This window comes from Chenggangzhangella methanolivorans (assembly GCF_042648545.1).
Taxonomy (GTDB): Bacteria; Pseudomonadota; Alphaproteobacteria; order Rhizobiales; family Methylopilaceae; genus Methylopila; species Methylopila methanolivorans.
In genome coordinates, this window is the sequence record NZ_JBHRXS010000016.1 from 384,844 (window position 1) to 399,931 (window position 15,088).

Annotated in this window: 11 protein-coding genes; 9 read left to right on the top strand and 2 right to left on the bottom strand. The window is 69.7% G+C overall.

The window, feature by feature from the left end:
- Positions 1–145 precede the first annotated feature (145 nt).
- Positions 146–2,200 (top strand): GumC family protein, encoded by a 2,055-nt coding sequence (locus ACFOWB_RS23725; RefSeq protein ID WP_378149754.1) that lies wholly within the window; start codon positions 146–148, stop codon positions 2,198–2,200.
- Positions 2,197–3,453: a hypothetical protein gene (locus ACFOWB_RS23730; RefSeq protein WP_261404785.1), complete on the top strand. Its 1,257-nt coding sequence runs from the start codon at positions 2,197–2,199 to the stop codon at positions 3,451–3,453. The genes ACFOWB_RS23725 and ACFOWB_RS23730 overlap by 4 nt, the downstream gene beginning before the upstream one ends.
- Here ACFOWB_RS23730 and ACFOWB_RS23735 read toward each other — a convergent pair.
- Complete coding sequence (locus tag ACFOWB_RS23735; RefSeq protein WP_378149757.1) at positions 3,420–4,616, bottom strand: acyltransferase family protein; 1,197 nt, start codon at positions 4,614–4,616, stop codon at positions 3,420–3,422. The two genes, ACFOWB_RS23730 and ACFOWB_RS23735, sit on opposite strands and share 34 nt — an antisense overlap.
- A gap of 434 nt (positions 4,617–5,050) precedes the next feature.
- Here ACFOWB_RS23735 and ACFOWB_RS23740 point away from each other — a divergent pair, with 434 nt between their 5' ends.
- The 7 genes from ACFOWB_RS23740 (at position 5,051) to ACFOWB_RS23770 (ending at position 13,081) form a co-directional block, all read left to right on the top strand.
- On the top strand, positions 5,051–5,299 hold the full coding sequence (locus ACFOWB_RS23740; protein WP_261404788.1) for an acyl carrier protein: 249 nt from the start codon (positions 5,051–5,053) through the stop codon (positions 5,297–5,299).
- 50 nt (positions 5,300–5,349) lie between these two features.
- Positions 5,350–6,543 carry an acyl-CoA dehydrogenase family protein gene (locus tag ACFOWB_RS23745; protein WP_378149848.1) on the top strand — a complete coding sequence of 398 codons (1,194 nt, stop codon included), beginning with the start codon at positions 5,350–5,352 and terminating at the stop codon, positions 6,541–6,543.
- Between the two features lie 5 nt (positions 6,544–6,548).
- Positions 6,549–7,487 (top strand): amino acid--[acyl-carrier-protein] ligase, encoded by a 939-nt coding sequence (locus ACFOWB_RS23750; protein WP_261404789.1) that lies wholly within the window; start codon positions 6,549–6,551, stop codon positions 7,485–7,487.
- On the top strand, positions 7,484–7,705 hold the full coding sequence (locus tag ACFOWB_RS23755; protein WP_378149760.1) for a hypothetical protein: 222 nt from the start codon (positions 7,484–7,486) through the stop codon (positions 7,703–7,705). Before ACFOWB_RS23750 ends, ACFOWB_RS23755 begins: the two co-directional genes overlap by 4 nt.
- On the top strand, positions 7,702–8,712 hold the full coding sequence (locus tag ACFOWB_RS23760; RefSeq protein WP_378149762.1) for a DUF1839 family protein: 1,011 nt from the start codon (positions 7,702–7,704) through the stop codon (positions 8,710–8,712). Before ACFOWB_RS23755 ends, ACFOWB_RS23760 begins: the two co-directional genes overlap by 4 nt.
- A gap of 168 nt (positions 8,713–8,880) precedes the next feature.
- On the top strand, positions 8,881–11,397 hold the full coding sequence (locus ACFOWB_RS23765; RefSeq protein WP_261404790.1) for a glycoside hydrolase family 2 protein: 2,517 nt from the start codon (positions 8,881–8,883) through the stop codon (positions 11,395–11,397).
- Between the two features lie 193 nt (positions 11,398–11,590).
- On the top strand, positions 11,591–13,081 hold the full coding sequence (locus ACFOWB_RS23770; protein WP_378149764.1) for a carboxypeptidase M32: 1,491 nt from the start codon (positions 11,591–11,593) through the stop codon (positions 13,079–13,081).
- A 997-nt stretch (positions 13,082–14,078) separates the two neighbouring features.
- Here the strand turns inward: ACFOWB_RS23770 and ACFOWB_RS23775 are convergent.
- Positions 14,079–15,086, bottom strand: coding sequence for a TraB/GumN family protein (locus ACFOWB_RS23775; protein ID WP_261404791.1), 1,008 nt, complete (start codon positions 15,084–15,086; stop codon positions 14,079–14,081).
- Between the last annotated feature and the right edge of the window lie 2 nt (positions 15,087–15,088).

A 15,088-nucleotide genomic window follows, 5' to 3' on the forward strand; every position in this document is an offset into this window, starting at 1 on the left:
GATCTTCCACCGACAATATTCGGTTAAGGTTAAACCTTACCCTCCGTTTATTGAAAATTAACCGTAACCAGAGACGTTGGCCCGGTCTCTCTGGCGCGTCCGGGCCTCGCGGGTGTTCGTCGACGGGAGCGTGACGGAGATCCGAGTGTCGCAGCCCCCGGCCAGCATGCGCGGCGTCGCGCCGCCGAGCGCGGAAGAAGCGATCGCAAGCGGCGTGGCCGATTTCGCGGGCCTTGCGCGCCGCGGCGTCGTGCTGATCGCCGCCTGCGCGATCGGCTGCGGCCTGCTCGCCGGCGCCTATCTCTCGATGCAGACGCCGCTTTTCCGCGCGACCGCCGAGATTCTCGTCGACCCGGCGGCCCTTCAGGTCGTCGGCAAGGACATCGTGCGCAGCGACACCGCGGCCTCGATCGACTTCGCCAACATCGACAGCCAGGCGCTGGTCATCGTGTCGAACTCGATCCTCGACCAGTTGGTCGACGAGCTGAAGCTCGACCAGGACCCGGTGTTCCGCGGCGGTCCCGGCCTGCTCGCGCGCCTGACCGGCGCGGACACAGGCGGCGGGCCGGTTCGCGCCACGATCCTCGAGAATCTGAGGCGTTCGATCGTGGTGCGGCGCGTCGACGCCTCGCTGGTGTTCGACGTCACGGTGTCGCATCCCAACGCCGAGAAGGCCGCCGCGATCGCGAACCGCCTCGTCTCGATCTATCTGCGGCAGGGCTCCGAAGGTCGCGGCTCGGCCGCGCGGCGGGCCAACGACACGCTGCTCGGGCAGCTCTCCAACCTCCGCCGGCAGCTCAGCGACGCCGAGACCGCGGTCGAAAAGTTCCGCAGCGACAACGGCTTGATCTCGACCGGCGAAGCCGGGCTGATCGTCAACCAGCAGCTCAAAGACCTCTACAGCGAGATCTCGACGGCCGAGACCGAGCTCGCCCGGGTCTCCGCCCGCAAGGACCAGCTCGCCAAGCTCGGCCCCGACGCGCTGCTGTCCGACCGCATCCCCGAGGCGATCAACTCCCCGTCGATCGTCGCGCTGCGGACGCAATACGCCGTCGCCGCCCGCGAGGCGGCGCGCATGGCCGAAACCCTGCTTCCGCGCCATCCGAGGCTGATGGAGGCGCGCGGCGAACTTTCGGCCGCCCGCAAGCTGCTCGCAGACGAACTCGACCGCGTCCGCGGCTCGGTGACACAGGAATTTGATCAGGCCAAAGCCAATCTCGGCAAGCTGCGGGAGCGCGCCGGCTCCCTCACCCGCTCGCAGGTCACGAGCAGCGAGGCCGAAATCCGGCTGCGCCAGCTCGAAAGCGAAGCCGCGGCGGTGCGCTCGGTCTATGAAGCCTCGCTCGGCCGCGCCAAGGAGCTCGAGCAGCAGGCCGCGATCGACACCAGCAATTCCCGGCTGATCTCGGCCGCGGCCGTCCCGGTGCGGCCGTCGCGCGCGCCGGCGCTCATCGTGCTGCCCGCGGCCCTCATCTTCGGCGCGTGTCTCGGGCTCGCGCTCGTCTTCCTCAAGGATCTCATCCGCGGCGCGGCTCCCAACGCCAAGGCGGTCGCCGACATGTTCGGCGTCGCGGGCTTCGCGGATCTGCGGCTCGGCCCGAACGGCCGCCTCGACGAGCGCGACCGCTCGCGGATGGCCGCGGTCGCGCGCCGCCTGCAGCGTCTGGCCGCTTCCAACGAGCCCGCCATCGTGATGGTGGCGGCGACGCCCGGCCTCGATCCGGTCGCCACGCGCGCCGTGACGACGGCGCTCGGCCGTGCGCTCGCCGATCTCGGCGACGGCGGCTGGATCTGCCGTCAGCAGGGGCCCGGCGCGCCGATGCATGTCGAGCGCATCGCCGCGCCGCTGGTCGAGCCGCAGCCGCGCCAGCAGGGCGCGGTGCTGGAGCGCGAGGCCGCGGGCGTTCTGCGCAGCCGCGAGGGCGGCGCGTCCGAGCGCTCGAACTACCTGATCTATTGCGACGACGACCCCGCCAACCTCGCGGTCTCGGCGCCTTCGGCAGACGCGATCCTGCTCGTCTTCGCCGCCGGCGCGACGCCCCGGCGGGCGCTGCGCGAGACCGTCGCGACGCTCGATCCGACGGCCGAGCGGATCATCGCCGCGCTCTCGATCCAGTCCCCCTCCGCCGCCTCCCGCTTCGCGCCGGGACGCGGACTTTTCGGGCGGAGCAAGGCTCGGACCGAGAAGGCCTGGGCGTGACCTTCGGGGCGGCCGGCTACGCGCCGCCGTCGCTGCGCGACCGCGCGCATCCGGCCGTCACGCTTTTCGTCCTGCTCGCGGCGCTGCTCTTCAACGCCGCGCTCTGCTTCGCCAACACCAACGTGTTCGCGGTCAACGAGACCCTGGTGATGGGCGCCGAGGGCGTGATCCTCGTCGTCGCGTTCTCGTTCGCGCTCGGCCGCTCGCTCGGCCTCTACGTGCTGCTCGCGGCATTCCTCTCCTACGCCGCGTTCCTGATGGCGCTGCGGCCGATGATCGACCCCAAGGCCGTGCGCGACATCATGATCCCGATCGCGTTCTACGCGCTTGGCCGGCGCATGCCCGATCCCCGCCTCGCCGACCGCGCGGCGTTGTGGTCGGGCGCGTTAGTGGTCGCCTTCGGGCTGTTCGAATTCCTCGCGCTCGACGCCTACACCTCGGTGTTCAACATCATCCGCTACTACGTCGCGCGCGGCACCGTCGCGCCGAGCGACGTGGGCGCCGACGCCGGCGCGCTGTTCCAGAGCGGCATGCGGCCGGACGCGCGCGCGCTGCTGCCGTTTCTCGGGCCGCACCGGGCCTCGTCGGTGTTTCTCGAGCCGGTCTCGACCGGCAATTTCGGCGCGATCCTGATCCTCTGGGCGCTCTACCGGAAGACCATGCGGTTCCGCCTGACGCTCGCGCTGATGGGCGCGACCGCGATCGTGCTCGCCGACGCCCGCTTCGGCGCCTCGGTGTCGGTCGCCGCGGCGATCGCCTTCCTGTTCTCGGGGCGGCTGCCCAAGGCCGTGTTCGTCGCGATGCCCCTGCTGATCCTGTCGGCGCTCGCGGTCTACGGGCTGACGACGGCGGAAAAGACGTGGTCAAACGATTTCGGCGGCCGCATCCTCTGGACCGCGATGCTGGTCACCTCGCTCAGCCCCGAGGCCGTGTTCGGCCTCTCGCCCGACAAGCCGTTCCTGTCGGATTCCGGCTACGCCTATTCGCTGAACCAGATCGGGCTCATCGGCTTCGCGGCGCTCTGGGCGCTGTTCGTGCTGCTGCCGGACGGATCCCGCCGCGCCTGGCGCTTCAAGGCGGCGGCGGCCACCTATGTGTGCCTGCTGCTGCTGATCTCGGACTCGGTCTACACCATCAAGACCGCGGCGCTGCTCTGGTTCATGCTGGGCGTGGCCGGCGGCGCGGCCGACCCCGAGCCGAGCGCGGCCGGCGCCCGCCCCTACCGGACCGCGACAGCCGCCGGCTGGGCCTGAAGCGCCCGCGCCTCGGCCGTCGGGGCCGTCTCCGGTCCCGCATGGATTTGCGCCGCCACCGACCAGCGCCGCCGCAGCCTCAGGATCGGCTTCTCGATCACGTTCCAGGAGAAGGCCGCCATCGCGAGGCTCGCCGCGACCGAGGCCGCGAAGAAGGTCGCCACGCTCCAGACGCCGGGGAACAGCTGGATCAGCGCCTGCTGCAGCGGGTAGCCGTAGAGATAGACCCCGTAGGAGTAGTCGCGGCCCTTAAGGATCCTGAACTCGAGCCGCCGCGACAGGCCGAGATAGACCACGACGTAGCCGAGCAGCGGCGCGGTCGCGGCGGAGAACAGCGGATTGGCGAGCCATTCGGGCGAGCCGAACTGCGACAGCGCCACATAGGCGAGCGCCGCAAGCGCCGCGATCTCGCCCTTGCACGGGATCTCGCGGCGGAAGCGGTAGATCAGCAGCCCGACCAGGAAGAGCGGAACCAGCCGCGCCGCGCCGCGGGTGACGAAGAGATAGGTCAGCGCGTCCTGGCCCGGCAAGCGAAGGCCGAGATGCGGCGCGAGATAAACGGCGATCGAGACCGCGAACAGCGCCACGGTCGCGGCGAGCAGCAGCCAGCGCCGACGATAGACCCCGCACAGCACGAGCGCGGTCAGCAGCGCGTAGCAGGTGAGCTCGTGCGGCACCGTCCACAGCGCGCCGTTCACGATGCCTGCCTGCGGGTTCGACAGGAACACGCCCGGCAGCTGGTAGTGGATCAGCCCGAGGATGTTGAGGAAGTACTTCAGGAAAGCCGGGTCGGAGAAATAGGCCCCGAGCGCGAAGCTCGTCAGCAGCGGCCCGAGGATCAGCGCCGACAGCGCGATCTCGACGCCGAGCGCGGGAAAGATGCGCAGCGCGCGGTTCGTGAGGAACTGGTTGAGCGGCAACCGCTCGACGCTGCCTGCGACCAGAAACCCCGACAGCGCGAAGAACAGCGGCAGCACGGCGAAGTCCAACGCCCATCTGGCGATCGGGGCGTAGGGGAAGAGCGGCAGCGCCTCGCGGGCGGGGTCCGGATCAAGCAGCGCGCAGTGGATGTAGAGGATCAGGAACGCGAGGCCGATCCGCACCGCGTCGAAGCCTGGCCCGACGCCGCCATGTTCTTCAAGCCGCTCACCAATGCTGCGCAAGTTGGAGCTCCTGGTCGGCGGAGCGGACGCGAAGCCGCGCTCACGGACAGATTATCTCGCCTTTTACTTGAATTGAACGAGCCCGGCGCGCCTCTGATCAGGCGCTTTTGGCGTCAAGGTAAACGGCGCCTTGCGCAGCGCACGGAAAAGAACGCCTGCCTGCGCTTTCCTGAGATGCGATAAAATACTGATTTTGATACATAATTTTGAGATTCGAGGGCGCACGATCGAGTTTGACGCCCCGAAATTCGCGCATCGGCGTTCACTGAAATTATACTATAAAGACACCCGCAAATTCTAATTAAAACTCAGTTGGAGCAACTCGGCGTTAAGTCTCCCCGCCTATGGTCGCCTCTCAGACAAGCGAGGCCGCGCGCCGCTGGAGGCTCTAGCTCTCCAACGGCGTCGCTGTCCGACGACGGGAGACCGAACCGATGAAAGACGCCATCCGCGACATCCTCGCAAAGCACGGCCGCCTTCCGGTCGCCGCCGACACCCTCGCCGACGACGCCGACCTCCACGCCGCGGGCCTCACCTCCTTCGGCTCGGTCGAGGTCATGATGGCGCTCGAGGAAGAGTTCGGCATCGAGTTCCCGGACCGCATGCTGAACCGGCGCAACTTCGCCTCGATCTCGGCGATCGCCGCCGCGGTCCAGATGGTCCAGACCGAGGCCGCCGCGTGACAACCGCCGCCGCCCGACGCGACGACCTCGCCGACGCGCTCTCGCTCGTCATTCCCGGCGCGGCCGCCCGAGCGGCGGAGAGCGAGCGCGCGCTCGTCAAGAAGGCGCGCGAGATCGCCAAGATCGCGGCCGCCCACGCCGAAGAGGTGGACGCCGACGCCCGCTTCCCGCGCGAGGCTTTCGACGCGCTCAAGCGCGAGCGGCTGCTCGGGATCATGATCCCGCGCGAACTCGGCGGCGAAGGCGCGAGCGTCGCCTGCGTGTCGGAGATCTGTTCGGTGCTGGCGCAGGGCTGCGCCTCGACCGGCATGATCTACTCCATGCACCAGATCAAGACGTCGAGCCTCACCGAGCATTGCCTCGACGACGAGTGGATGCGCGGCTTCATGCGCGCCTGCGCCGACGAGCAGCTCTTGCTCGCCTCCGCCACCACCGAGGGCGGCGGCGTCGGCGGCGACATGCGCCAGTCGATCTGCGGCGTCGAGCGCGACGGCGACGACTTCGCCCTCGTCAAGGAAGGCTGCCTGATCTCCTATGGCGCGCAGGCCGACGCGATCCTCATCACGTCCCGCCGCACGCCCGACGCCCCGGCTTCCGACCAGGTGATGGCCGTGATGCGCGCCGACCAGTACCGGCTCGAAAAGACCGGCGCCTGGAACACGATGGGCATGCGCGGCACCTGCTCGGACAACTTCACCTTCGAGGGCCGCGCGCCCGCCAGGCAGATCATCGCCACGCCCTTCGCCGAGATCTCGGCGCAGTCGATGTTGCCTTACGCGCATCTGCTCTGGGCTTCGGTCTGGCACGGCGTCGCCTCCGACGCGGTCGCGCGGTCGGAAGCCTTCGTGCGCGCCGAGGCCCGCAAGCGCCCGGGCGCCACGCCGCCGAGCGCGCTGCGCCTCGCCGAGCTTCTGACCAAGCAGCAGCAGATGAAGGCGCTCGTCGTCGCCGGCATCGACCGCTACGAGCGCGCCCGCTCGGACGCCGACGAGCTGACCTCGATCGGCTTCGGCGTCGCGATGAACGCGATCAAGCTGTCGGCCAGCCAAGGCGTCTGCGAGATCGTGCAGGCCGCCTTCCTGATCTGCGGCATCCTCGGATACCGCAACGACAGCCCCTACAGCCTCGCCCGCGCGATGCGCGACGCGCTGTCGTCGCCGATCATGATCAACAACGACCGCATCCTCGGAAACGTCTCCAACCTACTGGCCGTGTACAAGCACGACGCCAGCCTGCTGAGGTAACGCCCATGTGCGTCGTCTGCGCTGACGTCGAACCGACCACGCTGCTCGAGCAGCTCATCTCCCACGGCATCCTGATCGACACCGGGATCGACGGCATCTACGGCCGGTCGGGCGTCTTCGAGGACGTCATCGCCCGCTTCGAGGATCTGGTGACCCGCACCGGGGCCGAGGGCGCGAACCCGATGGCGCCGGAAGTCATGCGCTTCCCGCCGGCCATGAACCGCTTCCACTTCGAGCGGTCTGGCTACATGAAGTCGTTCCCGCAGCTCGCCGGCACGATCCACTCGTTCATGGGCGACGACCGCGGTCATTTCGACCTGCTGGAGAAGCTCCAGAACAACGAGGACTGGACCGGCCAGCAGAAGACCACCGGCGTCGTGCTGACGCCGGCCGCCTGCTACACGCTCTACCCGATCGTGGCCAAGCGCGGACCGCTGAAGTCCGACGGCGCGCTGTTCGACCTCCAGTCCTACTGCTTCCGCCACGAGCCCTCGAAGGATCCGGCGCGCATGCAGATGTTCCGGATGCGCGAGTTCGTGCGCTTCGGGAAGCCCAAGCAGGTGCAGACCTTCCGCGCCGCCTGGCTCGAGAAGGGCGAGGTCATGATGAAGAAGCTCGGCGTGCCGGTGCATGTCGACCTCGCCAACGACCCGTTCTTCGGGCGTTCGGGCCGCATGCTGAAGAACAACCAGCGCGACCAGGGCCTGAAGTTCGAGATGCTGATCCCGATCGAGAGCGAGGAGAAGCCGACCGCCTGCCTCTCGTTCAACTACCACCAGGATCATTTCGGCACGACCTGGGGCCTGATCGACGCCGACGGCGAGACCGCCCACACGGCCTGCGTCGGCTTCGGCCTCGAGCGCGTGGCGCTCGCGCTCTTCAAGCATCACGGCCTCGACGTCGACGCCTGGCCGAAGAGCGTGCGGAAGGCGCTCTGGGGATGATGGACTACGAAGGCATCGTGCGCTTCGCCGACCGGCGCGCGGCTCCGCGCGCCCACGGCGCCGGCGCGCTCAGCGTCGTCTCCGCGACGCCGTCGGCGGGCGGCGTCCAGCAGCAGCAACAACAGCAGCAGCAGGCCCAGCGGCCGGCGGCCGCGCCCGCGCCCGCGCAGCAGTTCGGCGGCGGCGCCTCCTATCCCGTCTCGATGGGCATGCAATGAGCGCCCGCGCCCTCCTTCGCGAGACGCCCGGAGCGGCCGCGCCGCGCGTGCTGCCGATCGACCCGATCGTCTGGACGAGCCATGCGATGCATGCGCCCGAACGCAACTGGCCGCAGACCAACTGCTACGCCGATCTCTGGATCGAGGTTCTGGGCGCGCTCGGGCTGGAGCCCGCGGCGGCCTTCGGCTTCGCGATCTCCCAGGACTTCGAGGGCGACCAGTTCACCTTCTTCAAGCCGCCGCTCGAGGATCTCGAGGCGCTCTACGGCCTGCGCGCCACCGAGCTTGCGCTCTACGACGACCTCGTCGGACATCTCGAGCTGCAGGCCGCGCGCGGCCGCCTCGTGCTGATCGAGCTCGACAGCCACTACCTGCCCGACACCCGCGGCGTCACCTATCGCGAGGCCCACGGCAAGACGACGGTCGCGATCAACCGGATCGACGCCCAAGCGCGCGAGCTCGACTACTTCCACAACGAGGGCTTCTTCCGCGCGAGCGGAGAGGATTTCGACGGTCTGTTTCGGCTGCTTCCGGGCCTTGCGCGCGAGGACCGGCAGTATCCTTACGCCGAGATGGTCGGCTTCCCGAAGCGCCTGCCGACGCGCGAGGAGACGGCGGCCGCGGCGCTGCCGATCTTCATCCGCCATGTTCGCCGGCGCCCCGAGCAGAATCCGGTCGCGGCGTTCCGCAAGGTGGTCGCGGCCCAGGCCGGCGCGCTCGCGGCCCGCGAGATCGAGGCCTTTCACCACTACGCCTTCAACACGCTGCGCCAGCTCGGCGCCAATTTCGAGCTCTACGCCGACCATCTCGGCTGGCTGCCGCTCGACGGGCTGTGCGAGGCGAGAGCCGCGAGCCTCGAGATCGCGGAGGGCGCGAAGGTCGCGCAGCTCCATCTCGCGCGCTCGGTGCGCCAGATGTCCTTCGCGAGGCTCGACGCCTCGCTCGCGGGCGTCGAGGCCGCGCATGACCGGCTGATCGCGGCGCTCGTGGCCCGGTTTCCGGACTGAGACGAACTGCGTGCTTCGAGACGCCGGCTGCGCCGGCTCCTCAGCATGAGGAACGGTGGCGTGTTGAGTTCTGTGTTCCACCTCCTGAAGCTTCCTCATGCTGAGGAGCCTCGCGCCAGCGAGGCGTCTCGAAGCACGCACTCGCTTTCCGCCGCGGCCCATTGACCTATGGCCTCGTTCCGCACCTCGCACCGCGCGCCTATCGACGGATGGAGCGTTCTCGCGACGGCCGCGGACGCGCACGCCTCGCCCGCCGACCTGCCTGACGCGGGCTGGGCGCCGTTCGAGGTCCCCGGAACGATCGCCGGCGCGCTGCGGGCGCAGAAGGCGCTGACCGACGCCTCGGCGCACGCGATCGACGCGAAAGACCACTGGCTCCGCACGCGACTCTCCGAGCCGCTTTCCGGCTCGCTCGTCTTCGACGGGCTCGCGATCGTCTCCGAGATCTGGATTGACGGAGAGAAGCGCGCCGAGAGCCGCTCGATGTTCGAGCCGGTGACCCTCGACGTCGACCTCGCGGCCGGGGCCGAGGTCGCGATCTGCTTCCGGGCGCTCGGGCCCAGACTCGCCGCCGCGCCAAAACGCTCGCGCTGGCGGCCGCAGATGATCCAGCCGAACGGGCTGCGCTTCTTCCGCACCACCGCGCTCGGCTCGACGCCCGGCTGGAGTCCTGCGGGCCGGCCGACCGGCCCGTGGCGCCCGATCTGGCGCGTCGAGGGCGCGATGCCGAAGATCGACGTGCGGACGGCTTACGAGGACGGCGTCGGTCGTCTCAAGGTCACGCTAAAACCTCGACCGTCATGCCCGGCGGCGGCCGGGCATCCACGACTTTCTGGGAGCGTCGAGCGCGACGACCAAGTCGTGGATACCCGAGCAAAGCTCGGGCATGACGGTGTGGTTCGGTGCGCCGGCCTCACCGCCCCCCTCGTTCAAGAGGAAAACGGCCGCCTCGTCGCCGACCTCGCCCTCCCCGGCGTCGCGCCGTGGTTCCCGCACACCCATGGCGAACCGGCGCTGCATGATCTCTCCGTCACCCTCGACGGCGAGACCTTCGACCTCGGCCGCGTCGGCTTCCGCTCGATCGCGGTCGACCGCGACGCGGACGGCGACGGTTTTGGGCTCGTGATCAACGGCGTCCCCGTCTTCGCCCGCGGCGCCTGCTGGTCGAGCGCGGACGCGGTCTCGCTTGCGGGCTCCCGCGAGGCTTACAAGCCGTGGCTCCGCCTCGCGCGCGAGGCCGGCATGAACATGATCCGCGTCCCCGGCGTCATGGCCTACGAGACCGACGACTTCTTCGCGCTCTGCGACGAGCTCGGGATCATGGTCTGGCAGGAGGCGATGCTCGCGAATTTCGACTACCCGCAGGCCGACGAGGCGTTTCGGGAGTCGGTCCGGCGCGAGGCCGAAAGCTTCCTCGACCGCACGCAGACCAACGCCTGCCTCGCCGTGTTCTGCGGCGGCTCGGAGGTGTTCCAGCAGGCCGCCATGCTCGGCGCGCCCGCCGACGCCTGGGGCGGGCCGGTGTTCGACGAGGCGCTGCCCGAAGCGCTGAAGGAGCTGCGGCCGGATGTTCCCTATGTCCCGAACTCGCCGTCCGGCGGCCACCTGCCCTTCATCGCCGACCAGGGCGTAACGCATTACTACGGCGTCGGGGCCTATCGCCGCCCGCTGGAGGACGCCCGCCGCGCGCGGGTGCGCTTCGCCTCCGAGAGCCTCGCCTTCTCCAACGTGCCGGAAGACGTCTCGCTCGCCCGCGCGAAGATTTCGCCCGTCACCCACACGCCCGACTGGAAGCGCGGCGTGCCGCGCGACATGGGCGCGGCTTGGGACTTCGAGGACGTGCGCGACCACTATGTCGAGCGCCTCTACGGCGTCTCGACGCTGGAGCTGAAGCGCGAGGATCCGGAGCGCTATTTCGCGCTGTCGCGCGCGGTCGTTCCGGACGTTCTGGAGGAGGCCTACGCCGAGTTCCGCCGCCCCGGCTCAGCCACCCGCGGCGCGCTGGTCTGGCTGCTGCAGGATCTCATGCCCGGCGCCGGCTGGGGCGTGATCGCCTCCGACGGCGAGCCGAAATCGGCCTGGCACGGGCTCAAGCGCGCGTTCCGGCCCGTCCAGCTCTCGATCACCGACGAGGGCGTCAACGGGATCGCGCTCCACGTGATCAACGAGCGCCCCGAACCGCTGGAGGCCGAGCTCTCGCTCACCTGCTGGCGCGACGGCGCGGCCCCGGTAGTCGCCGCCTCTCGCGCCGTCGCAGTCGCGAGCCGCGAGGCCCAGACGCTGTCGGCCTTCGAGCTGATCGGCCGGTTCTTCGACATCTCCTATGCGTACAAGTTCGGGCCTCCGAGCCACGACGTCACGAGCGCGGCGCTGACCTGCGCCAGGACCGGGGCAGTGCTCGCCGAGGCGTTCCACTTCCCGCTCGGCCGCGCGCGGCCGCGCGCCGCGCTCGGGCTTTCCGCGCGCGTCGAGGGCGAGCCGGACGCGCCGGAGCTCGTGCTGAAGAGCGAGCGTTTCGCGCAGTCGGTCCACATCTCCGACGAGGCGTGGCGGCCGGCGGAGAACTGGCTGCACCTCGCCCCGGGCCGGGAGAAGCGCATCGCGCTCGTGGCGCGGAAAGAAGGCACCGGCGCGCCGGGCGGCGTGGTTCGCGCGCTCAACAGCCTCGACGAAGCGACGTACTGACTTTCTTGTCCCGGACTTGATCCGGGACCCAGAACCGAGACGCTTCTCGATCAATGCGCGGACGCCGATCGCCTCGCCTTGAATCCGCATCGGTTCTGGGTCCCGGATCAAGTCCGGGACAAGGGGGGCGCACTCGACATCTCCTCCCGCGACCCGCTAAGTCGGTCGGACCCTCCCGAACCGGATCGCCCCCATGACCGCCTATTCCGACCTCGCGGCCCATTACGGCAAGATCTCCGCGCTTTCGAACGCGATGGGGATCCTGCACTGGGACAACGCCGCCATGATGCCCAAGGGCGCGGCGGACACGCGCGCGGAGAGCATGGCGGTGCTCGCGGTGCTCCAGCACGAGATGGCGACCGACGCGCGCCTCGGCGAGATGCTGCTGGCGGCTGAGGCCGAAGACGGGCTCGGCGACTGGGAGCGCGCCAACATCCGCGAGATCCGTCGGCTCTGGACGGTCGAGACCGCGCTGCCGCCGGAGCTCGTCGCGGCGTCGAGCAAGGCGGTCTCGGCCTGCGAGATGCGCTGGCGCACGGCGCGGCAGGAGTCGGACTTCGTCGGCCTGCTGCCGTTCCTCGCCGAAGTGCTGCGCCTCCAGCGCGAGGTCGGCGCGGCCAAGGGCCAGAAGCTCGGCCTCGGCGCCTACGACGCGCTGCTGAACGACTACGAGCCCGGCGGCCGCGCCGAAAAGATCGACGTGCTGTTCGACGATCTCGCGGGCTTCCTGCCGGGCTTCCTCGAGGAGGCGCTGGCCGCGCAAGGCAAGCGCCCCGCAGATCCCGCGCTCGAAGGACCGTTCGCCGTCGAGACGCAGCGCTCGCTCGGCCTGCGCTTCATGGCGGCGCTCGGCTACGATTTCGAGCGCGGCCGCCTCGACGTCTCCACCCATCCGTTCTGCGGCGGCGCCGACAACGACGTGCGCATCACCACGCGCTACGACGAGGCCGACTTCACCTCCTCGCTCATGGGCGTGCTGCACGAGACCGGCCATGCGCTCTACGAGCAGGGCCGCCCCGCCGGCTACATGAACCAGCCGGTCGGCCACGCCCGTGGCATGAGCGTGCATGAGAGCCAGTCGCTGCTGATCGAGATGCAGGCCTGCCGCTCCAAGGAGTTCATCGCCTTCGCCGGCCCGATCATGAAGGAGGCGTTCGGCGGAGAGGGGCCGGCGTGGACGAGCGACGCGCTGTGGCGGCGCTACACCCGGGTCGAGCGCGGCTTCATCCGGGTCGACGCCGACGAGGTCACCTATCCGGCCCACGTCATCCTGCGCTACCGGCTCGAACGCGCGATGATCGCCGGCGACCTCGCGCTCGCCGACCTTCCGGGGGCCTGGAACGACGGCATGAAGGAGCTCCTGGGCGTCACGCCGCCGAACGACCGCCTCGGCTGCCTGCAGGACATCCACTGGCCGAGCGGCGGCTGGGGCTATTTCCCGACCTATACGCTCGGCGCCATGACGGCCGCGCAGCTGTTCGACGCAGCCACGAAGGCCGATCCCGACATCCTGCCGGCGATCGGCCGCGGAGACTTCTCGCCGCTCGTCGCGTGGCTGCGCGCGAACGTCCACGGGCAGGGCTCGCTCTACGAGACCGACGAGCTGCTGACCCGCGCGACCGGAAGGCCGCTCGACGCCGGCGTGTTCAAGGCGCATCTGAAGCGCCGGTATCTCGGGGCGTGAGGGTTCGGCGCGTCTCGCGGCCGCCGCCCCTCTTGTCCCGGACTTGATCCGGGACCCAGAACCGATGTGGGTCCCCGACGAAGACGGCGCGGGATCGGCGTCATCCCGGGCCTGACCCGGGATCCAGAACCGACATGGGTTCCCGGAGAAGGCGGCGCGGTTCGGAGATCGCTTGAACAGCGGCGTCGGTTCTGGGTCCCGGATCAAGTCCGGGACAAGGACGGTCGCGTTTCCGCAGGACATGCTTCGGGCGCCGCGCTCGAGGTCGACGGCGGATGATGGTCCGGTCAAACTGGACCATGACGACGAGGCTGCTCGCAACGCCTCCATTGAGTGCGCTAGGCGTTCAGCGCGCCTTCTGAACGGGCGGCGTCTCGGGGCGTGAGGCGGCGCGTCTCGCGGCCGCCGCCCCCTCTTGTCCCGGGCCTGACCCGGGACCCAGAACCGATGCGGGTTCCCGACGAAGACGGCGCGGGATCGGCGTCATCCCGGGCCTGACCCGGGATCCAGAACCGACCTGGGTCCCGAGGAAGGCGGCTCGGTTCGGAGATCGCTTGAACAGCGGCGTCGGTTCTGGGTCCCGGATCAAGTCCGGGACAAGGACGGTCGCGGTTCCGCAGCACATGCTTCGGGCGCGGCGCTCGACGCCGACGGCGGATGATGGTCCGGTCAAGCCGGACCCATGACGACGAGGCTGCTCGCAACACCTCCACCGGCTGCGCCGGGCGTTCAGGGCGCCTTCTGGACGGGCGGCGTCTCGGGGCGTGAGGGTTCGGCGCGTCTTCCGGCCGCCGCCCCCTCTTGTCCCGGACTTGATCCGGGACCCAGAACCGATGCGGGCTCCGACGAAGGCGGCGCGGGATCGGCGTCATCCCGGGCCTGACCCGGGATCCAGAACCGACCTGGGTTCCCGAAGAAGGCGGCGCGGTTCGGAGATCGCTTGAACAGCGGCGTCGGTTCTGGGTCCCGGATCAAGTCCGGGACAAGGACGCAGCGCTCACCACACCTTCGTGACCGTGTAGCCCGCCCCGCGGAACAGCTCGACGAGCCCGTTCTTGCCCGGCAGGTGCAGCGCGCCGACGGCGATCAGCGTCGGGCCGGCGTCGACCAGCGGACGGCTCCGCTCCAGCATCAGCCGGTTGCGGCGGTCGACGATGTCCTCGAGGAAATCGGCGTGCGCCGAGACGTCAAACGCCACCCCGAAGGTGTCGCGCTTCATCTCGAAATACCAGCCGACATGGCGGGCGCGGTAGAGCGCGAGCGTCGTGGTCTGGAGGTCGTCGCCCGCCGAAACGTTGGCGACGGCGTCGCGGATCATGCGCTTGGCGCTCTCCTCCGACACGGCCGAAACGGCCTCGAGCTGCTCCGACACGGTCTCCAGCCCGACGACCTTCAGCCCCGCCGCCTTGGCCTCCTTCTCGACCACGGCGTCGATCGTCGGCTTGCCGTCGTTCATCTTCTTGAGCTCGCAGGACGAGACCTGCAGCGTCATGGCCAGGAACCAGGGTTTCAGCATCGGCGCGATCGAGGACGGCATGCCGGCCTGCTCGAGCCGTCGCTTGATCTCGGCGACCTGGGCGTCGTCGAGCCCCTCGAGGCCCTTGCCGGAAAAGTCGACGCCCTTCTTGGTGACGAAGGCGATCATCGCGGCCTGCGCGGCCGAGCCTTGCGCGTCGGCGAGCTCCACCGCGACCGAGCCGACCTCCTTCATCGCGGCGCGCAGCGGATCACTCAGCGCCACGAGATCGTCCTCGGTCGTGTGCATGGTGCCGAAGAGGAAGGAGGGCTTCGCCCCGTCCTTGCCCTCGATCCGCCAGAGCAGCCCCTCGGCGTTCGGGATCTTCTTCGCCGCCTCCTCGAAGGCGGCGTAGGCCTCCGGGCGCTCGGCCTTCGCCTTGGCGACGAGATCCTGCCCCTGGCATGTCGGCGAAGGCGACTGCGCGAAGGCGGGCGTCGCCAGCAGCGCGAAGGCCAAAGTCGCAAGGCGCACAGCGGGGCGTATCATGG

Excerpts from the sequence above, each read along its gene's own strand:
- ACFOWB_RS23740 (WP_261404788.1), top strand. The coding sequence starts at position 5,051 with ATGAAAGACGCCATCCGCGACATCCTCGCAAAGCACGGCCGCCTTCCG.
- ACFOWB_RS23750 (WP_261404789.1), top strand. The coding sequence starts at position 6,549 with ATGTGCGTCGTCTGCGCTGACGTCGAACCGACCACGCTGCTCGAGCAG.
- ACFOWB_RS23755 (WP_378149760.1), top strand. The coding sequence starts at position 7,484 with ATGATGGACTACGAAGGCATCGTGCGCTTCGCCGACCGGCGCGCGGCT.
- ACFOWB_RS23760 (WP_378149762.1), top strand. The coding sequence starts at position 7,702 with ATGAGCGCCCGCGCCCTCCTTCGCGAGACGCCCGGAGCGGCCGCGCCG.
- ACFOWB_RS23765 (WP_261404790.1), top strand. The coding sequence starts at position 8,881 with ATGGCCTCGTTCCGCACCTCGCACCGCGCGCCTATCGACGGATGGAGC.
- ACFOWB_RS23770 (WP_378149764.1), top strand. The coding sequence starts at position 11,591 with ATGACCGCCTATTCCGACCTCGCGGCCCATTACGGCAAGATCTCCGCG.
- ACFOWB_RS23775 (WP_261404791.1), bottom strand. The coding sequence starts at position 15,086 with ATGATACGCCCCGCTGTGCGCCTTGCGACTTTGGCCTTCGCGCTGCTG.